General features: G+C 60.4%; 15 protein-coding genes. 11 read left to right on the top strand and 4 right to left on the bottom strand.

Annotated features, from left to right (window positions below; translation table 11 throughout):
• Positions 1 to 699, bottom strand: a complete 699-nt coding sequence (ubiG, locus tag KW568_RS22050; protein WP_003252662.1) for a bifunctional 2-polyprenyl-6-hydroxyphenol methylase/3-demethylubiquinol 3-O-methyltransferase UbiG — start codon at positions 697 to 699, stop codon at positions 1 to 3.
• Positions 700 to 809: 110 nt separating this feature from the next.
• Here ubiG and mtnA point away from each other — a divergent pair, with 110 nt between their 5' ends.
• The 11 genes from mtnA (at position 810) to galE (ending at position 16006) form a co-directional block, all read left to right on the top strand.
• Complete coding sequence (gene mtnA / locus KW568_RS22045) at positions 810 to 1886, top strand: S-methyl-5-thioribose-1-phosphate isomerase (protein WP_004575797.1); 1077 nt, start codon at positions 810 to 812, stop codon at positions 1884 to 1886.
• Between the two features lie 362 nt (positions 1887 to 2248).
• Entirely contained in the window at positions 2249 to 5020 is a 2772-nt protein-coding gene (gene gyrA, locus KW568_RS22040) for a DNA gyrase subunit A (protein WP_060538873.1), read from the top strand.
• Between the two features lie 147 nt (positions 5021 to 5167).
• A complete protein-coding gene (gene serC, locus KW568_RS22035) occupies positions 5168 to 6253 on the top strand; it encodes a 3-phosphoserine/phosphohydroxythreonine transaminase (protein ID WP_010952806.1) in 1086 nt (361 codons plus the stop codon).
• A gap of 1 nt (position 6254) precedes the next feature.
• Positions 6255 to 7349, top strand: coding sequence for a prephenate dehydratase (pheA, locus tag KW568_RS22030; RefSeq protein ID WP_003252669.1), 1095 nt, complete (start codon positions 6255 to 6257; stop codon positions 7347 to 7349).
• A gap of 189 nt (positions 7350 to 7538) precedes the next feature.
• Positions 7539 to 9746: a bifunctional prephenate dehydrogenase/3-phosphoshikimate 1-carboxyvinyltransferase gene (locus KW568_RS22025; RefSeq protein ID WP_259538937.1), complete on the top strand. Its 2208-nt coding sequence runs from the start codon at positions 7539 to 7541 to the stop codon at positions 9744 to 9746.
• 5 nt (positions 9747 to 9751) lie between these two features.
• Positions 9752 to 10429 carry a (d)CMP kinase gene (gene cmk, locus KW568_RS22020; protein ID WP_003252672.1) on the top strand — a complete coding sequence of 226 codons (678 nt, stop codon included), beginning with the start codon at positions 9752 to 9754 and terminating at the stop codon, positions 10427 to 10429.
• A 124-nt stretch (positions 10430 to 10553) separates the two neighbouring features.
• The gene (gene rpsA, locus KW568_RS22015; RefSeq protein ID WP_003252673.1) at positions 10554 to 12230 is read left to right on the top strand and encodes a 30S ribosomal protein S1; all 1677 of its coding nucleotides are present in this window, start codon (positions 10554 to 10556) and stop codon (positions 12228 to 12230) included.
• Positions 12231 to 12704: 474 nt separating this feature from the next.
• Positions 12705 to 13001 carry an integration host factor subunit beta gene (ihfB, locus tag KW568_RS22010; protein WP_003252675.1) on the top strand — a complete coding sequence of 99 codons (297 nt, stop codon included), beginning with the start codon at positions 12705 to 12707 and terminating at the stop codon, positions 12999 to 13001.
• A 21-nt stretch (positions 13002 to 13022) separates the two neighbouring features.
• Positions 13023 to 13286, top strand: coding sequence for a lipopolysaccharide assembly protein LapA domain-containing protein (locus KW568_RS22005; RefSeq protein ID WP_003252676.1), 264 nt, complete (start codon positions 13023 to 13025; stop codon positions 13284 to 13286).
• A gap of 102 nt (positions 13287 to 13388) precedes the next feature.
• Positions 13389 to 14825, top strand: a complete 1437-nt coding sequence (locus KW568_RS22000; protein WP_259536795.1) for an MBL fold metallo-hydrolase RNA specificity domain-containing protein — start codon at positions 13389 to 13391, stop codon at positions 14823 to 14825.
• 224 nt (positions 14826 to 15049) lie between these two features.
• Positions 15050 to 16006 carry a UDP-glucose 4-epimerase GalE gene (gene galE, locus KW568_RS21995; protein WP_259536793.1) on the top strand — a complete coding sequence of 319 codons (957 nt, stop codon included), beginning with the start codon at positions 15050 to 15052 and terminating at the stop codon, positions 16004 to 16006.
• Positions 16007 to 16090: 84 nt separating this feature from the next.
• Here galE and KW568_RS21990 read toward each other — a convergent pair whose 3' ends face one another.
• From KW568_RS21990 to wecB, 3 genes are read right to left on the bottom strand one after another with little or no spacing between them, the layout of a single operon-like run.
• Complete coding sequence (locus KW568_RS21990; RefSeq protein WP_003252683.1) at positions 16091 to 16813, bottom strand: glycosyltransferase; 723 nt, start codon at positions 16811 to 16813, stop codon at positions 16091 to 16093.
• Positions 16810 to 17934, bottom strand: coding sequence for a glycosyl transferase (locus tag KW568_RS21985; RefSeq protein WP_100773894.1), 1125 nt, complete (start codon positions 17932 to 17934; stop codon positions 16810 to 16812). Before KW568_RS21985 ends, KW568_RS21990 begins: the two co-directional genes overlap by 4 nt.
• A complete protein-coding gene (wecB, locus tag KW568_RS21980) occupies positions 17934 to 19037 on the bottom strand; it encodes a non-hydrolyzing UDP-N-acetylglucosamine 2-epimerase (RefSeq protein ID WP_033725799.1) in 1104 nt (367 codons plus the stop codon). The genes KW568_RS21985 and wecB overlap by 1 nt, the downstream gene beginning before the upstream one ends.
• Between the last annotated feature and the right edge of the window lie 9 nt (positions 19038 to 19046).

Raw genomic sequence — 19046 nt, 5'->3', positions numbered from 1 at the left:
TTATTCCTCGCGCAGGGTCTGGATCATGTAGTTGACGTCGACGTCGCTGTTGAGCTTGTAGTGCTTGGTCAGCGGGTTGTAGGTGAGGCCGATGATGTCCTTCACCTGCAGGCCTGCATCGCGGCTCCAGGCGCCCAGCTCGGACGGGCGGATGAATTTCTTGAAGTCATGGGTGCCGCGCGGCAGCATCTTCAGGATGTACTCGGCGCCGACGATGGCCAGCAGGTAGGCCTTGGGGTTGCGGTTGATGGTGGAGAAGAACACCTGGCCGCCCGGCTTGACCATGCGGTAGCAGGCGCGGATCACCGAAGACGGGTCGGGCACGTGCTCGAGCATTTCCAGGCAGGTGACCACGTCGAACTGTTCGGGCATTTCCTCGGCCAGGGCTTCGGCGGTGATCTGCCGGTATTCCACCTGCACGCCGGACTCCAGCTGGTGCAGCTGAGCCACCGCCAGTGGCGCCTCGCCCATGTCGATACCGGTGACCGTGGCGCCGCGCAGGGCCATGGCTTCGCTGAGGATGCCGCCACCGCAACCCACGTCCAGCACTTTCTTGCCGGCCAGGCTGACGCGCTCGTCGATCCAGTTGACGCGCAGCGGGTTGATTTCGTGCAGCGGCTTGAACTCGCTTTCGCGGTCCCACCAGCGGTGGGCCAGCGCTTCGAACTTGGCGATTTCGGCGCGGTCGACGTTGCTCATTGAACAGTCCTCTGAAACTTCGCAAAATTGCGCCGGAGTATACCCGAGCGCTTGGCCGCGAGGGTCGCTATAATCGCCGGTTTTTGATATCCGAATGACGGGGAGAGGCGATGCGCGAGCGACTTTTGGCGGCGGAGAAGGTGACCGCGATCCGCTGGCAGGGCGGCGCCTTGCACCTGCTCGACCAGCGCCTGCTGCCGTCGGAGGAGCGTTGGCTGGCCTGCGACAATGTTGCGCAGGTGGCCGCAGCCATCCGTGACATGGCAGTGCGCGGCGCCTCGGCGATCGGTATTGCCGCAGCTTACGGCCTGGTACTGGCCCTTGAAGAGCGGCTGGCCGAAGGCGGCGATTGGGAAATGGAACTGGAAGACGACTTTCTCACCCTCGCCGAAGCGCGTCCTACCGCCGCCAACTTGTTCTGGGCGCTTAACCGCATGCGCGAGCGTCTGCTGCGCCTGCGTCCGGAAGAAGACGTTCTGGCGGCGCTGGAGGCCGAAGCGGTGGCCATTCACGAAAGCGACCGTGAGGCCAACCTGACCATGGCCCAGCAGGGTATCGAGCTGATCCGTCGTCATCAGGGCAATGCCCAGGCCCTGCTCACCTTCGGCAACGCCGGCGCCCTTGCCAGTGGCGGCTTTGGCACCGCACTGGGGGTGATCCGTGCCGGCTACCTGGAAGGCATGGTCGAGCGGGTTTATGCCGGTGAGACTCGCCCTTGGCTGCAGGGCTCGCGCCTGACGGCCTGGGAGCTGGCCAACGAGGGAATTCCGGTGACCCTGTGCGCCGACTCGGCGCTGGCGCATCTGATGAAGACCAAGGGCATCACCTGGGTGGTGGTGGGCGCGGACTGCATCGCTGCCAATGGCGACGTGGCCAGCAAGATCGGCACCTACCAGTTGGCGGTCAGCGCCATGCACCATGGTGTGCGCTTCATGGTGGTGGCGCCGAGCACCAGCATCGACCTGAACCTGGCAACCGGCGAGGATATTCCCCTGGAAGAGCGTGACGCCGACGAGTGGCTGGACTTTGGCGGTGCCCCGGCGGTACGGGATGTGCAGGTATTCAACCCGGTGTTCGACGTGACCCCGGCCGACCTGATTGACGTTATCGTGACCGAACGGGGTGTTGTCGAGCGCCCGGATACCGCCAAACTGGCCCAGTTGATTTGCCGCAAGCGCCTGCACTGATACCCCGGTAGAACGCGTACTTTGTGGGAGCGGCCTTGCGTCGCGATAGGGCCGCAAAGCGGCCCCGGGATGTCGGCGAAGAAGCAAAAATTGCCGGGGCTGCTGTGCAGCCCTATCGCGACACAAGGCCGCTCCCACAATGACCGTGCACTGCCGTACAGATCTCCCCACCGCCCCCGCCTTTGTGATAATATCCGGCAGTTTCCAAGACCGCCCAAAGTGGCGGCCTTCATTGCGCAGATCCATGGCACAACTCATTGATTTGTCGTAAGTCGTCGCACCCTTATGCGCTGCGGCGGCGAGCTTCGTTCGGCCCTTGATGGAGCTGCGAAGTTTCACCAGAAAAAGGAATCAGGCTTCTCATGGGCGAACTGGCCAAAGAAATCCTCCCGGTCAATATCGAAGACGAACTGAGACAGTCTTACCTCGACTACGCGATGAGCGTGATTGTCGGGCGAGCGCTGCCCGATGCGCGTGACGGCTTGAAGCCCGTGCATCGCCGCGTTCTCTATGCGATGAGCGAACTGGGCAACGACTGGAACAAGCCGTACAAGAAATCCGCCCGTGTGGTCGGTGACGTGATCGGTAAGTACCACCCGCACGGCGACATTGCGGTCTACGACACCATCGTGCGTATGGCCCAGCCGTTCTCGTTGCGCTACCTGCTGGTCGACGGCCAGGGCAACTTCGGTTCGGTGGACGGCGACAACGCTGCCGCCATGCGATACACCGAAGTGCGCATGACCAAACTGGCCCACGAGCTGCTGGCCGACCTGCACAAGGAAACCGTCGACTGGGTGCCCAACTACGACGGCACCGAGCAGATCCCGGCGGTCATGCCGACGCGTATTCCCAACCTGCTGGTCAACGGTTCCAGCGGTATTGCCGTGGGCATGGCGACCAATATCCCGCCGCATAACCTCGGCGAGGTCATCGATGGCTGCCTGGCGCTCATCGACAACCCGGAAGTCACCATCGATGAGCTGATGCAGTTCATCCCTGGCCCGGACTTCCCGACTGCCGGCATCATCAACGGTCGCCAGGGCATCATCGAGGCCTATCGCACCGGCCGTGGCCGCATCTACATGCGCGCCCGCTCCGAGATCGAAGACATCGACAAGGTTGGCGGCCGCCAGCAGATCGTGATCACCGAGCTGCCGTACCAGCTGAACAAGGCGCGCCTGATCGAAAAGATCGCCGAGCTGGTCAAAGAGAAGAAAATCGAAGGCATCACCGAGCTGCGCGACGAGTCCGACAAGGACGGCATGCGCATCGTCATCGAGCTGCGTCGCGGTGAGGTGCCGGAGGTGGTGCTCAACAACCTCTACCAGCAAACCCAGCTGCAGAGCGTATTCGGCATCAACGTGGTGGCCCTGGTCGACGGCCGTCCACGCCTGCTCAACCTCAAGGACCTGCTCGAAGCGTTCGTCCGCCACCGCCGTGAAGTGGTGACCCGCCGTACTGTATTCGAGCTGCGCAAGGCCCGTGAACGCGGCCATATCCTTGAAGGCCAGGCGGTCGCGCTGTCCAACATCGACCCGGTCATTGCCCTGATCAAGGCCTCGCCGACGCCGTCCGAAGCCAAGGAAGCCCTGGTTTCGACACCGTGGGAATCCAGTGCCGTGCAGGTCATGGTCGAGCGCGCCGGCGCCGACGCCTGCCGCCCTGAGGACCTGCCGGAGCAGTACGGCCTGCATGACGGCAAGTACTTCCTGTCGCCGGAACAGGCCCAGGCCATTCTCGACCTGCGCCTGCACCGCCTGACCGGCCTGGAGCACGAGAAACTGCTGGCCGAGTACCAGGAAATCCTCGAGCAGATCGGCGAGTTGATCCGCATCCTCAGCAGCGCCGAGCGCCTGATGGAAGTGATTCGCGAGGAGCTGGAGGCCATCCGTGCCGAGTACGGCGATGTGCGCCGCACCGAAATCCTCAATGCCAGCCACGACCTCAACTACGGCGACATGATCCCGGAAGAAGAGCGCGTGGTCACCATCTCCCATGGTGGTTATGCCAAGACCCAGCCATTGTCCGCCTACCAGGCCCAGCGCCGCGGCGGCAAAGGCAAGTCGGCGACCGGCGTGAAGGACGAGGACTACATCGAGCACCTGCTGGTCGCCAACAGCCATGCCACCCTGTTGCTGTTCTCCAGCAAGGGCAAGGTGTACTGGAAGAAGACCTACGAAATCCCCGAAGCGTCCCGCGCTGCTCGCGGTCGTCCGCTGGTCAACCTGCTGCCGCTGGAGGAGGGTGAGCGCATCACCGCCATGCTGCAGATCGACCTCGAAGCGCTGCAGCAGAACGCCGACCTCGACGAAGAACTGGACGAGGCTGATGACACCGTGCTCGAGGGTGAGCTGGTGGAGGCCGAGGAAGTCGACGAAGAAGACGGCGACACCCCGGAGTGGGTTGCAGAGCCGACCGGCGCGTACATCTTCATGGCGACCGCGTCCGGTACCGTCAAGAAGACCCCGCTGGTGCAGTTCGCCCGTCCGCGCTCCAACGGCCTGATCGCCCTGAAGCTGAAGGAAGGCGACACTCTGATTGCCGCGGCCATCACCGATGGCGCCAAGGAAGTCATGATGTTCTCCGACGCTGGCAAGGTCATTCGCTTTGCCGAGAGCGTCGTGCGTGAAATGGGTCGCAACGCCCGTGGTGTACGCGGCATGAAACTGGGCAAAGGCCAGCGGATCATCTCGATGCTGATCCCGGAGTCCGGCTCGCAGATCCTCACCGCCTCCGAGCGTGGCTTTGGCAAGCGCACCCCGCTGTCCAAGTTCCCGCGTCGCGGCCGTGGTGGCCAGGGTGTGATCGCCATGGGTACCAAAGGGCGCAACGGCCTGCTGATTGGGGCTATCCAGGTGCAGGAAGGCGAGGAGATCATGCTGATTTCCGACCAGGGCACGCTGGTTCGCACCCGGGTTGGCGAGGTGTCCAGCCTGAGCCGCAACACCCAGGGTGTTACGCTGATCAAGCTGGCGGCCGATGAGACACTGGTGGGCCTGGAGCGTATCCAGGAGCCATCCGAGGACGAGCTCGATGAAGTGATCGAGACGGACGAGGAGGGTGTCGAGGCTGCAGCGCCAGACAATGAAAATGAAGAAGCTGCGGGTGCCGACGAGGCCCCGCAAGAGTAAGCGAGCGTAAACCCGAGCGGGGCGACCAAGGTCGCCCCGTTTGACTGTGTAGGAGCGGGCTTGCCCGCGATGCAGGCGCCACCGATCCTGCATGGAATGTGGCCACCGAATTACGATTTTGTTCTATTTGGCAGAGCGAGAGTGGATGTGAGCAAACGAGCCTTTAACTTCTGCGCAGGCCCTGCCGCGCTTCCTGACGCTGTCCTGCAGCGCGCACAGGCCGAGATGCTGGACTGGCGTGGCAAGGGGTTGTCGGTGATGGAAATGAGCCATCGCAGCGACGATTACGTGGCCATCGCCGAAAAGGCCGAGCAGGACCTGCGTGACCTGCTGTCCGTCCCCTCCAATTACAAGGTGCTGTTCCTGCAAGGGGGCGCCAGCCAGCAGTTCGCTGAAATCCCGCTGAACCTGCTGCCGGAAAACGGCACGGCCGATTACATCGAAACCGGTATCTGGTCGAAAAAGGCCATCGAGGAAGCGCGCCGTTTCGGCAACGTCAACGTCGCCGCCACTGCCAAGCCTTACGACTACCTGGCCATCCCCGGCCAGAACGAGTGGAACCTGACCAAAAACGCTGCCTACGTGCACTATGCGTCCAACGAGACCATCGGTGGCCTGCAGTTTGACTGGGTGCCGCAAACCGGTGACGTGCCGTTGGTGGTCGATATGTCGTCCGACATCCTCTCGCGCCCGATCGATGTGTCGCAGTTCGGCCTGATCTACGCCGGCGCGCAGAAGAATATCGGCCCAAGCGGCCTGGTGGTCGTGATCGTGCGCGAAGACCTGTTGGGTCATGCCCGCAGCAGCTGCCCGACCATGCTCGACTACAAGGTTTCGGCTGACAACGGGTCGATGTACAACACCCCGGCCACCTACTCCTGGTACCTCTCTGGCCTGGTCTTCGAGTGGCTGAAAGAGCAGGGCGGTGTTGAGGCCATGGAGCAGCGCAACCGTGCCAAGAAAGACCGCCTTTACGGGTTCATCGACCGCAGCGAGTTCTACACCAACCCGATCAGCGTCAACGCCCGTTCGTGGATGAACGTGCCGTTCCGCCTGGCTGACGAGCGCCTGGACAAGGCCTTCCTCGCTGGCGCCGACGCGCGTGGCCTGCTCAACCTCAAGGGCCACCGTTCGGTGGGCGGCATGCGCGCCTCCATCTACAACGCCCTGGGCCTGGAAGCGGTAGAAGCGCTGGTAGGCTACATGGCTGAATTCGAGAAGGAGCATGGCTGACATGTCCGAACAGGAGCTCAAGGCGCTGCGCGTGCGCATCGACAGCCTCGACGAGAAAATCCTCGAGCTGATCAGCGACCGCGCCCGCTGCGCCGAAGAAGTAGCCCGGGTCAAGACAGCCTCGCTGAAGGAAGGCGAGAAGCCGGTGTTCTACCGTCCCGAGCGTGAAGCTGCGGTGCTCAAGCGCGTGATGGAGCGCAACAAGGGCCCGCTGGGCAACGAAGAGATGGCGCGGCTGTTCCGCGAAATCATGTCGTCGTGCCTGGCCCTGGAAGAGCCGCTGAAAATCGCCTACCTCGGCCCTGAAGGCACCTTCACCCAGGCGGCGGCCATGAAGCACTTCGGCCACGCGGTGATCAGTCGGCCGATGGCGGCCATCGACGAAGTGTTCCGTGAAGTGGCGGCCGGTGCCGTCAACTTCGGTGTGGTGCCGGTGGAAAACTCCACTGAAGGTGCGGTCAGCCACACCCTGGACAGCTTCCTCGAGCATGACATGGTGATTTGCGGTGAAGTCGAGCTGCGTATCCACCACCACCTGCTGGTGGGCGAGAACACCAAGACCGACAGCATCACCCGCATCTACTCCCACGCCCAGTCGCTGGCCCAGTGCCGAAAGTGGCTGGACGCGCACTACCCGAACGTGGAGCGCGTGGCCGTATCGAGCAATGCCGAAGCGGCCAAGCGGGTCAAGGGTGAGTGGAATTCGGCGGCGATCGCCGGCGATATGGCGGCCAACCTGTACGGCCTGACCCGTCTGGCAGAGAAGATCGAAGACCGCCCGGACAACTCCACGCGCTTCCTGATGATCGGTAACCAGGAAGTACCGCCGACCGGCGACGACAAGACCTCGATCATCGTTTCGATGAGCAACAAGCCAGGTGCGTTGCATGAGTTGCTGGTGCCGTTCTATCAGAACGGCATCGACCTGACCCGCATCGAGACCCGCCCGTCGCGCAGCGGCAAGTGGACCTACGTGTTCTTCATCGATTTCGTCGGTCACCACCGCGACCCGCTGATCAAGGCGGTGCTCGAGCAGATCAGCCAGGAGGCTGTGGCGCTGAAGGTGCTGGGCTCGTATCCGAAGGCGGTGCTTTGATCTGAGGTTGTTGGGGCCGCTTCGCGCCCCATTGCGACACAAGGCCGCTCTCACAGGTGTAGCGCATTGTGGGAGCGGCCTTGCGTCGCGATGGGCTGGAAAGCAGCCCCAATGGCTCTTACCGGCTGTCCAGATTTCAGAACAGGGTTCGCACCAGTGGTAAATGCAGCAAAAACCAAACCCGCACCTATCATCGACCGCCTGGTCGTGGTCGGCCTGGGCCTGATCGGCGGCTCGTTCGCCAAGGGCCTGCGTGAAAGCGGCCTGTGCCGCGAAGTGGTCGGTGTCGACCTGGACGCCCCCTCGCGCAAGCAGGCCGTGGCCCTGGGCGTGGTCGACCGCTGCGAAGAAGACCTCGCCGCCGCTTGCGTGGGCGCCGATGTCATTCAGCTGGCCGTACCGATCCTGGCCATGGAAAAAGTCCTCGCGCGCCTGGCCCAGCTCGACCTGGGTGATGCAATCATCACCGACGTCGGCAGCGCCAAGGGCAACGTCGTGCGGGAAGCGCGTGCCGTCTTCGGTGATCGCCTGCCGCGCTTCGTCCCGGGCCACCCCATTGCCGGTTCCGAGCAGAGCGGGGTAGAAGCCTCCAATGCCACCTTGTTCCGCCGGCACAAGGTCATCCTCACGCCGCTGGCCGAAACCGACCCCGCCGCGCTGGCCCTGGTTGACCGCCTGTGGCGTGCGCTGGATGCCGATGTGGAGCACATGTCGGTCGAACGCCATGACGAAGTACTGGCCGCCACCAGCCATCTGCCACATCTGCTGGCCTTTGGCCTGGTCGACTCACTGGCCAAACGCAATGAAAACCTCGAGATCTTCCGGTACGCTGCGGGTGGATTCCGCGATTTCACAAGAATCGCCGGCAGCGATCCGACCATGTGGCATGACATCTTCCTCGCCAACCACGACGCTGTCCTGCACACGCTTGATACATATCGCAGCGATCTCGACGCCCTGCGCGACGCGATCGCTGAAGGGGATGGGCACCAACTGCTGGGTGTATTCACCCGCGCACGGGTTGCCCGCGAGCATTTCAGTAAAATCCTGGCCCGCCGGGCCTATGTGGACGCTATGAACGCCAACGATCTGATTTTCCAGGCCCAACCGGGTGGCCGCCTGAACGGGCGGATCCGTGTACCGGGCGACAAGTCGATTTCCCATCGCTCGATCATGCTCGGCTCGCTGGCCGAAGGTACTACCGAGGTCGAAGGCTTCCTCGAAGGCGAAGATGCGCTGGCAACCCTGCAGGCATTCCGTGACATGGGTGTGGTCATCGAAGGCCCCAACCACGGTCGTGTGACCATTCACGGCGTGGGCCTGCATGGCCTCAAGCCGCCACCTGGGCCGCTGTACGTAGGTAACTCCGGTACTTCGATGCGCCTGCTGTCGGGCCTGTTGGCCGGTCAGTCGTTCGATGTCACCATGACGGGCGACGCCTCGCTGTCCAAGCGCCCGATGAACCGTGTGGCCAACCCGCTGCGCGAAATGGGTGCTGTGGTCGAGACCGGCCCGGACGGCCGCCCGCCGCTGACCATCCGCGGTGGCCACAAGCTCAAAGGGCTGACCTACACGCTGCCAATGGCTAGCGCCCAGGTCAAATCCTGCCTGCTGCTGGCCGGCCTGTACGCCGAAGGCAAGACCACTGTCACTGAGCCTGCACCTACCCGTGACCACACCGAGCGCATGCTGCGCGGTTTTGGCTACTCGGTCGACAGCAATGGCCCGGTGGCCTCGCTGCAGTCCGGTGGCAAGCTGACCGCTACCCGGATCGAAGTGCCGGCTGACATTTCCTCGGCCGCGTTCTTCCTGGTCGCAGCCTCTATCGCTGAAGGCTCCGAGCTGGTGCTGGAGCATGTCGGCATCAACCCGACCCGTACCGGCGTGATCGACATCCTGCGCCTGATGGGCGGCGACATCACCCTGGAAAACCAGCGTGAAGTGGGCGGCGAACCCGTGGCCGACCTGCGTGTGCGCGGTGCCAAGTTGAAGGGTATCGACATTCCTGAAGCGTTGGTGCCGCTGGCCATCGACGAATTCCCGGTATTGTTCGTGGCCGCTGCCTGCGCTGAAGGGCGTACCGTGCTGCGTGGCGCCGAGGAGCTGCGGGTGAAGGAGTCCGATCGCATCCAGGTGATGGCCGATGGCCTCACCACCTTGGGCATCAAGTGCGAGCCGACCCCGGACGGCATCATCATCGACGGCGGCCAGTTGGGCGGCGGCGAAGTGCATGGGCATGGTGACCACCGCATCGCCATGGCCTTCAGTGTGGCTTCGCTGCGCGCCAGTGCGCCGATTCGCATTCACGACTGCGCCAACGTCGCCACCTCGTTCCCCAACTTCCTGGCGCTGTGCGCCGAAGTGGGGATTCGCGTGGCAGAAGAGGGCAAGTCGTGAATTCAATGGCACCGGTTATCACCATCGACGGGCCAAGCGGCTCGGGCAAGGGCACGGTCGCTGGGCTGATTGCCCGCGAGCTGGGCTGGAAGCTGCTGGACTCCGGCGCGCTGTATCGCTTGCTGGCATTCAATGCCAGCAACCATGGCGTCGACCTGACCAACGAAGAGCTGCTGACCAAACTTGCCGCCCATCTGGATGTGCAGTTCATTGCTGCCGAGCCCGGTAAGCTGCAACAGATCATCCTTGAGGGTGAGGACGTCAGCAACGTCATCCGTACCGAAACCGTCGGTGCTGGTGCATCGATGGTGGCCTCGTTGCCGGCAGTGCGTGATGCGCTGCTGGTGCGTCAGCGTGAGTTCCGCGAAGTGCCGGGGCTGATTGCTGACGGTCGCGACATGGGTACCGTGGTGTTCCCGGATGCGCCATTGAAGGTCTTCCTCACCGCCAGCGCGGAGGAGCGCGCACGTCGCCGCTACCTGCAGTTGAAGGGCAAGGGTGAAGATGTTAGTCTGTCGAGTCTGCTGGATGAGATTCGTGCGCGTGATGAACGTGACACCCAACGTGCAGTGGCCCCGCTGAAGCCAGCGGCCGATGCCATTCAGTTGGACTCTACCGAGTTGTCCATCGAGCAGGTGTTGCAACGTATCAGAAGCGAGATCGCCCAGCGCGACCTTATCTGATAGCCAGGAAAGCAGGCAGGGGCACCAGTCAACGTCCTGCCGGCTTTCCTTTACTTAAAACGAACCCACATTGTCTGGAATGTGGTTATGGGCGTCTGTTTCGCCCGAATCTACAGGAATTAAAATGAGCGAAAGCTTTGCAGAACTCTTTGAAGAAAGCCTGAAAACCCTCAATCTTCAGCCGGGTGCGATCATCACCGGTATCGTTGTCGACATCGACGGCGACTGGGTTACCGTACACGCTGGCCTGAAGTCCGAGGGCGTCATCCCGCTCGAGCAGTTCTACAACGAAGCTGGCGAGCTGACCATCAAGGTCGGTGACGAAGTTCACGTTGCGCTGGACGCGGTCGAAGACGGCTTTGGCGAAACCAAGCTGTCCCGTGAAAAAGCCAAGCGCGCCGAGTGCTGGATTGTTCTGGAAGCAGCTTTCGCCGCCGAAGAAGTGGTCAAGGGCGTTATCAACGGTAAGGTTAAGGGCGGCTTCACTGTCGACGTTAACGGCATCCGTGCGTTCCTGCCGGGCTCCCTGGTTGATGTCCGCCCAGTGCGCGACACCACCCACCTGGAAGGCAAAGAGCTGGAATTCAAGGTCATCAAGCTGGACCAGAAGCGCAACAACGTTGTCGTTTCCCGTCGCAGCGTGCTGGAAGCCGAGAACAGCGCCGAGCGCGAAGCCCTGCTGGAAACCCTGCAGGAAGGCCAGCAAGTCAAAGGTATCGTCAAGAACCTCACCGACTACGGCGCATTCGTGGACCTGGGCGGTATCGACGGCCTGCTGCACATCACCGACATGGCTTGGAAGCGCATCAAGCACCCATCGGAAATCGTTAACGTTGGCGACGAAGTCGACGTACGCGTTCTGAAGTTCGACCGTGAGCGCAACCGCGTTTCGCTGGGTCTGAAGCAGATGGGCGAAGATCCGTGGGTAGCTATCACTGCCCGTTACCCAGAAGGTACTCGCGTACAGGCTCGCGTTACCAACCTGACCGACTACGGCTGCTTCGCTGAGCTGGAAGAAGGCGTTGAAGGTCTGGTACACGTTTCCGAAATGGACTGGACCAACAAGAACATCCACCCGTCGAAAGTCGTTCAGGTTGGCGACGAAGTGGAAGTCATGGTTCTGGACATCGACGAAGAGCGTCGTCGCATCTCCCTGGGCATCAAGCAGTGCAAGTCCAACCCATGGGAAGACTTCTCCGGCCAGTTCAACAAGGGTGACAAGATCACCGGTACCATCAAGTCGATCACCGACTTCGGTATCTTCATTGGTCTGGACGGCGGCATCGACGGCCTGGTTCACCTGTCCGACATCTCCTGGAACGAAACCGGCGAAGAAGCCGTGCGTCGTTTCAAGAAGGGCGACGAGCTGGAAACTGTCATCCTGTCGGTTGACCCAGAGCGCGAGCGCATCTCCCTGGGCATCAAGCAGCTGGAAGACGATCCGTTCTCCAACTTCGTTGCTGTCAATGACAAGGGCGCTATCGTCAAGGGCATCGTGAAAGAAGTTGACGCCAAAGGCGCCATCGTCACCCTGGCCGACGACATCGAAGCCACTCTGAAAGCTTCCGAAATCAGCCGTGACCGCGTTGAAGACGCGCGTAACGTTCTGAAGGAAGGCGAAGAGATCGAAGCCAAGATCATCAGCGTTGACCGCAAGTCCCGCGTTATCAGCCTGTCGATCAAATCGAAAGACGACGCTGAAGAGCGCGAAGCTATCCAGAGCCTGAAAAACGCTCCGGAAGCTGCTGCCGACACCACCATGGCTGCGCTGCTGCGCGAAGCAATGGCCAAGCAGAACTGAGTTCTGTTTGATCGGTAAAAAGGGCGACCCTCGGGTCGCCCTTTTTTTATGCTCCGCAACCAGGCGGCGCGGCGGATGGCACCGGCTTCGCCGGTGTTCGCGGGTAAACCCGCTCCTACACCGATGGCGCTGGATCGCACTCGCCTCAGGCCGACGCACCCCGTTGCAGTAGCGGGCTTGCCCGCGAATCAGGCGGCGCGGTGGATGGCACCGGCTTCGCCGGTGTTCGCGGGTAAACCCGCTCCTACATCGATGGTACTGGATCACACTCGCCTCAGGCTGACACGCCCCGTTGTAGGAGCGGGCTTGCCCGCGAATCAGGCAGCGCTGGCCTGCCTGAGTGGTAGACCATTCTTGAATTACTTCAATCTTGAATTTTTTTATTAAGTCAAGATCCACCCTGTTCAAATCCTTCCCAGCGTGCTACAAACTGGTTAAGCAATGATCTAGCTGCTTGATAACGAAGGGAAAAATATGACGAAGTCGGAGCTGATCGAACGTATTGTCACCCATCAGGGGCTGCTCTCGTCCAAGGATGTGGAGCTGGCCATCAAGACCATGCTTGAGCAGATGTCGCAATGCCTGGCTACCGGCGATCGCATCGAGATCCGCGGTTTTGGCAGCTTCTCGCTGCACTATCGCGCCCCCCGCGTGGGCCGTAACCCGAAGACCGGCCAGTCGGTCAGCCTCGAAGGCAAGTTCGTGCCGCACTTCAAACCCGGCAAAGAGCTGCGTGATCGGGTCAATGAAGAAGACGAGGCTGAAGCCTGATCTACCAAGGAGAGAATTCTGATGCGTAACCTCAAGCGCGCCCTGGCGGCAGTGTTCGTGCTGCTGTTGGCGGCTGTGGTGCTGTTCTTCGTGCTGGAGAACCAGCAAGCCGTGTCATTGGTCCTGTTCGGTTGGGCTACGCCAGCCATGCCGGTTGCTGTTCTGGTATTGGCTGCCTTGGTCATTGGCCTGGCGGTCGGGCCATTGCTGGGGGCTTACGGCGTGCAGCGTAGCAAGCGCAAGATCAGGGCTTCTGCCCGTCAGGCGGCACTGAACGGCAACTAAGGAAATTTCCTATACCTATTAAAGAAAGGTTCACCTATGCATGCGTCGGCTGTCATGGAGTAATAGCCCACTTCATTTTCGGTCCAGGCGAGTGTGCGCAGCATGGAATATCCCAGCCTTTCCCATCACGGTGGTACCCGGGGTGTCACCGGGTCCTGTCACCAGCTGCACCTCGGCCCATCCACCAGTTTGCTGGTCGACTGCGGGCTGGAACAGGGAAGTGATGCGCCGCCCGGTGCAGCATCCGCCCCCCTCGGTTTTGATATCCAGGGTATTCAGGCTCTGGTCATCACCCATGTCCACCTCGACCATGTTGGGCGCATCCCTGCGCTGCTGGCAGCGGGTTACCGTGGCCCTATCCTGTGCAGCGAGCCCTCGGCTCGGCTGCTGCCGCTGGTACTGGAAGACGCCTACAAGCTGAGCATCAGCAGCGAGCCTGCGCAGGTGGCGCGCTATCTCGACTTCATCCGTGACCTTATCGTGCCGCTGCCCTTTGAGCAGTGGCACACGGTGGTTGAGTACCCTGGTCTTGCCTGCCGTATTCGCCTGCAGCGTGCAGGGCATTTGCTGGGTTCCGCTTATGTCGAGTGTGATATGCAGCATGAGCACACCAACACCCGGTATGTGTTTTCTGGTGACCTGGGCGCTTGTGGCAACCCGCTGCTGCGCCCGGTGCAACCTCCGGAGCGTGCCGATGTGCTGGTGCTGGAAAGCACTTACGGCGACCGCCTGCACCCACAGGCAGGCGACCGCCGTCAGCGGCTGGAAGACGCCATCGACCGAGCCCTCGCCGACAAGGGCACCCTCCTGATTCCCGCATTCAGTCTTGGTCGTACCCAGGAGCTGCTGTACGAGTTGGAAGACATTCTGCACCGCAAAGCCTTGCTGAACAGAGCAGACCCAGACCAGATAGCCGATGGCGACCCTCTCGACTGGTCGCAACTGCCAATTATCCTCGACTCACCCCTGGCCCAGCGCATCACTGCCGTTTACCGGGAGCTGCATGACTATTGGAATGCCGAAGCCAGGGCGCGCTTTGTTGAAGGGCGTGACCCGCTCCGTTTCAGTCAACTGGTTAGCGTGGATAGCCACGCGAAGCACCAGCAGGTGGTGAACTACCTCAAGAGTACCTGGCGGCCGGCTATCGTGATTGCCGGCAACGGCATGTGTACGGGTGGGCGGATTGTCAACTATCTCAAGGCTATGCTGGGGGATCCACGGCATGAGGTTATGTTTGTGGGGTATCAGGCCAAGGGGACTCCGGGGGCAGTTATTCAGGCGAGTGAGGGGGCGGAGGGCTTTGTGCAATTGGACATGGATGGCCGAATGCATGAGGTGCGGGCAAAAGTCATATCGATGCGCGGCTACTCCGGGCATGCGGACCAGGCAGACTTGGTACGTTTCGCGCTATGCACTGGACTCCCTGCCCGCAAGGTTGTTCTCGTACATGGTGAGGCGCAGGTGAAGCAGGCACTGGCGCGAGCCTTGGTCAGTCGCTGTAGTCTGTTGGACAAGGCGTTCAGTGTAAGCATTCCCTGAGTGGAGGTCAGTCGTCGGGCGTTGACGGCGACATCGACTATGTCGCTTGAAGGAGGGGCTTGCTGGCCGAAATCAGGTTGTAGAGATGAGAGGGCTGCAAGGTGGGCCGTGCTAGAATCCTTGCATGTGCCCCGTAAGCGGGGCGTCTCGATTAGAACAACGATTGCATATGGAAAAGATATTGCTGACGGGGGGGGGCGGGCTATATTGGCTCGCATACATGTGTGGAGTTGTTGGCGGCTGGCTATGAAGTTGTCATTTACGACAACCTTTCAAACAGTAGCCGTGGGGTTGTGGAAAGAATCGAAACCATATCGGGTCGTGCGGTCATATTCGAAGAGGGTGACGTTCGAAACGCCGAACGTTTGCGTGCTGTAATGGAGGCGCATGGTTGTAGCGCTGTTATCCACTTGGCAGGTTTGAAGGCGGTGGGTGAGTCCACCCAGATCCCATTGGCTTACTACGACAATAATGTCTCTGGCACCATGATACTGCTGCAGGTCATGCAAGAACTCGAGGTCAAGCATCTGGTCTTCAGTTCCTCCGCGACCGTTTACGGTGACCCGCAGTATCTACCTCTGGATGAATCCCATCCCCTGTCGGCAGCCAACCCCTACGGGCGTAGTAAGCTGATGGCGGAGCAAATCCTGGCTGATGTCCATGCTGCTGATCCGCAGTGGTGCATCACCGTGCTCCGTTACTTCAATCCGGTAGGCGCTCATCCCAGTGGATTGATTGGCGAAGATCCCCATGGAATACCCAACAATCTGATGCCATTCGTGACGCAGGTCGCTGTGCGGCGGCGCGAGAGGTTGAGTGTGTGGGGGGGCGATTACGATACGGCGGATGGCACCGGTGTGCGAGATTACATTCATGTCGTCGATCTTGGCTCTGGCCATGTGCGAGCACTACAGACGAGCAAGCGCCCGGCATTCAGGGCCATCAACCTGGGGACCGGGAAGGGATACAGTGTGCTGGAGGTAGTCAGGGCATTCCAGGCCGCCTCTGGGCAGAGCATTCCTTATGAGGTCTGCGCTCGTCGTCCCGGTGATATTCCCGCCTGTTACGCGAACCCTGCGCTGGCAGAAAAAGAACTGGGCTGGCATGCCAAGTTCGATCTGAATGACATGTGCAAAGACTCCTGGGGTTGGCAAAGCAAGAACCCCCAAGGTTATAAGTAGTACTTCCACTCTGACCTTGTTTCTGCAGGTGCTGAGGATGGGCGAGCGCACACTCTTGCAAGGTGCGCTCGCGTGTTGTCATGTTTAACGTGGCAGACGTCCCGCGTGACTCATGTAGTATCGCAGCATGCTGGTTAAGTGCCATTTCAGGAATCGCAAGTTCCTGTGGCTGGCGCGTTGGGCGTCGTGTATGACCTGGGCGTCGCTGCACAGGGCGACCTTGTGATCCGCTTTCCAAAGACGTACGCAGATATCGACATCTTCGTAGTACAGGAAATACGACTCGTCGAAGCCTCTGATTGACGCGTAGTCGCCAGATTTGAAAAGCATAAACATGCCCGCGACCCAGTCCGGTAACACTGTCCCTTCTCCAAGCTTTAACGAGTAGCGATGGCTCTTGACGCCCAGCGGCCGTAGGAGCAATTCCCGTAGGCGCGGAAAGTACCTGGCACTGTCCTCAACTTGGCCTTTGGGCGATATCACCAATGGTGCAATCAGGCTTGCCCCGTTGAGCTGAAGTTGCTCAAGCAGAAGCGGGAACGGGTTTTCCAGCAAGATGATGTCGGGGTTGAGGGGGCAGAAGTAGGGCTGATCGCATTGCTGGAATGCGGCATTGTGATTCGCGCCAAAGCCGAGTGGTCGGGTATTGTTGATCACCACCACGCGTGAATCTACAGGCAGTGATAAGGCCTCGGGAATATTCAGTGTGATCAGCAGTTGAGTCACTTCTGGGCAGCGCAACAGGGAGGCAACGAGAGTTTCAACCATCTTGCCGTGCGCGTGACTAATGATCGATACGGCGATCATGGCGTTGCCAAGGCTCCATGTTGAGTAAGAATTCCGGTGCTGTCGAAGCGAGCATGCCATGAGTGATCGTGTATGAACTGAGTCGAGAAAGCCGACGTGTCGCTGTGCGCGAGGGCGTTGCCGGCGAGTTCGGCAATGTCATCCAACGACTCGCTGATGTATGTACCCTGTTCATGACGCCTGAAGTTCATCTCACCAAAGGCAGTGGAAATGACCGGAAGACCAGAAGCTCGATACTCATAGAACTTTATCGGGTCAACCGAAGCGGTAAGCGGGTTACGCAGGAACGGGATTAGGCCCACATCGAAGCGGCGCATAGCTTGCATCGCTTCGTCATGGGCGCAGGCTGGCAGCAATTGGATGTTGCGCGGTAGCGGCAAACTAGTGGGGTGGAAATTCGGGCCAATGAGTTGGACGATATCGTCCTGTCTGGCATTAGCCAAGGCAATGATCCACTTCCAGTCGAACCAGGTCGCAATGGTACCTACATAGCCAAAAATCTTTGGGCCTGTTGAGAGAGGTTTGCTGTGGATATTGGCGAAAAAGCGAGTATCAAGTCCGTTGGGGATAAATCGCACATCATCGCGGTATTCGCACCAGCGCTCTTTGAGCCGGCTACTGGTTACCCACAGATAGTCGACAGTGTTGACCAACTCACGTTCACGCGCGGCCATCGAGAAAGAGGATAGCCCCTTGTAAAACGCCGGGAATTCGTCCATGGCGTCGTAGACCGACGGGATAGAATCGAAGTGGTTGATCAGCGAAATGGCCAGCAAGCTCGGTTTGCCCGCGACAATCAGGGCATCATCGCCCTGAATAAAATCCCGGACACGCTTTTTGATCGATTCCCAGAACAGGTGATTGGTCCGCCCAATCAATGGCAGAGGTTCGATTGGCAGTGAGCGTGGTCGAAGCAGTTGCAACCACGGGTAATGCTCCTGAGCCTCGCCGGGTGAGCTGGTGCCTGAACGTTTGAAGTCTGCCAATTGCGGCAGGCGAGTGGGGTAGGGATCAATCCAGAGTACCTGCCCGCCCGTGCGCAGGTTGAACCATTCAACGAATTTTTGCGGTCGCTGGGCAAAGCTGGACCATGGGACGGGGGACAGGTACACGAGACGCATCAGGCAAAATGCTCCCGCAGGACTTTAGCAATGCGTTCGGAGGCATGACCGTCACCATACGGAGACACACCGCGTGCCATTTCACGATAGGCGTTGTCATCGTCCAGCAGGCGCTGGGCCTCATCGACGATTTTCTGATAATTGGGGCCTACCAGTTTGACCACGCCCTGATCCACGGCTTCTGGACGCTCGGTTTCGTCGCGCAGTACCAATACGGGCTTGCCCAGGGCCGGAGCTTCTTCCTGGACGCCTCCAGAGTCGGTCAAAATGAGGTGCGACTGCTTCATGGCTGCGACGAACGGCGCATAGTCCAGTGGCTCGCACAGGATGAAGTTTGGTACGTTGCCCAGGAACTCGTAAGCTACGTCCTTGACGTTCGGGTTTGGGTGAACCGGATACAGGAACTGTACATTCGGATTCGCCTGCGCAAGGTGCTGCAGGGCGCGGCAGATGTTGCGGAAGGGTTTACCAAAGTTTTCGCGACGGTGCGAGGTCACCATGACCAAGCGCTTCGTCGTGTCTAGTTCGATACCTAGCTCAAGTGGCTTGTCTACAGCCGTCAGCAAGGCATCGATTACGGTATTGCCGGTGACCAAGATGTCATCGTCAGGGATGCCTTCCTTCAGCAGGTTCTGGCGCGAGCCTTCGGTTGGCGCGAAGTGCCAGCGGGCGAGCTTGCCGGTAATCACCCGGTTGGCTTCCTCAGGGAAAGGGTTGTGCATGTCCCAGGTGCGCAACCCTGCCTCTACGTGGCCGACCGGGATTCGATGGTAGAAGCAGGCGAGCGCTGCAGTCATGACCGTGGTGGTATCACCTTGCACGAGTACTGCATCCGGCTTTTCCGTCAGTAGGACATCGTCGAGGTCCAGCATCAAGCGGGCAGTCAAGGTAGTCAGGGCCTGGTTTGGGCGCATGATGTCCAGGTCGATATCGGGCGTGATTTCGAAGAATTCCAGTACCTGATCAAGGATCCGGCGATGCTGTGCCGTGGCGAGCACACGAACTTCTGCCCAAGGTTCGTTCTTCAAAGTCTGAATCACGGGTGCCATTTTGATTGCTTCAGGGCGTGTGCCGACGACGCAAAGAATCTTTCTTTTTTTCATGCTGGCCTC

Origin of the sequence: Pseudomonas sp. HD6515 (genome assembly GCF_024971855.1) — a bacterium.
Taxonomy (GTDB): domain Bacteria; phylum Pseudomonadota; class Gammaproteobacteria; order Pseudomonadales; family Pseudomonadaceae; genus Aquipseudomonas; species Aquipseudomonas alloputida.
The sequence above is the reverse complement of the archived record's forward strand: the minus strand, read 5'-3'. Positions and strand labels throughout refer to the sequence as shown.

Excerpts from the sequence above, each read along its gene's own strand:
- ubiG (WP_003252662.1), bottom strand. The coding sequence starts at position 699 with ATGAGCAACGTCGACCGCGCCGAAATCGCCAAGTTCGAAGCGCTGGCC.
- mtnA (WP_004575797.1), top strand. The coding sequence starts at position 810 with ATGCGCGAGCGACTTTTGGCGGCGGAGAAGGTGACCGCGATCCGCTGG.
- gyrA (WP_060538873.1), top strand. The coding sequence starts at position 2,249 with ATGGGCGAACTGGCCAAAGAAATCCTCCCGGTCAATATCGAAGACGAA.
- pheA (WP_003252669.1), top strand. The coding sequence starts at position 6,255 with ATGTCCGAACAGGAGCTCAAGGCGCTGCGCGTGCGCATCGACAGCCTC.
- cmk (WP_003252672.1), top strand. The coding sequence starts at position 9,752 with ATGGCACCGGTTATCACCATCGACGGGCCAAGCGGCTCGGGCAAGGGC.
- rpsA (WP_003252673.1), top strand. The coding sequence starts at position 10,554 with ATGAGCGAAAGCTTTGCAGAACTCTTTGAAGAAAGCCTGAAAACCCTC.
- ihfB (WP_003252675.1), top strand. The coding sequence starts at position 12,705 with ATGACGAAGTCGGAGCTGATCGAACGTATTGTCACCCATCAGGGGCTG.
- KW568_RS22005 (WP_003252676.1), top strand. The coding sequence starts at position 13,023 with ATGCGTAACCTCAAGCGCGCCCTGGCGGCAGTGTTCGTGCTGCTGTTG.
- KW568_RS22000 (WP_259536795.1), top strand. The coding sequence starts at position 13,389 with ATGGAATATCCCAGCCTTTCCCATCACGGTGGTACCCGGGGTGTCACC.
- KW568_RS21990 (WP_003252683.1), bottom strand. The coding sequence starts at position 16,813 with ATGATCGCCGTATCGATCATTAGTCACGCGCACGGCAAGATGGTTGAA.
- KW568_RS21985 (WP_100773894.1), bottom strand. The coding sequence starts at position 17,934 with ATGCGTCTCGTGTACCTGTCCCCCGTCCCATGGTCCAGCTTTGCCCAG.
- wecB (WP_033725799.1), bottom strand. The coding sequence starts at position 19,037 with ATGAAAAAAAGAAAGATTCTTTGCGTCGTCGGCACACGCCCTGAAGCA.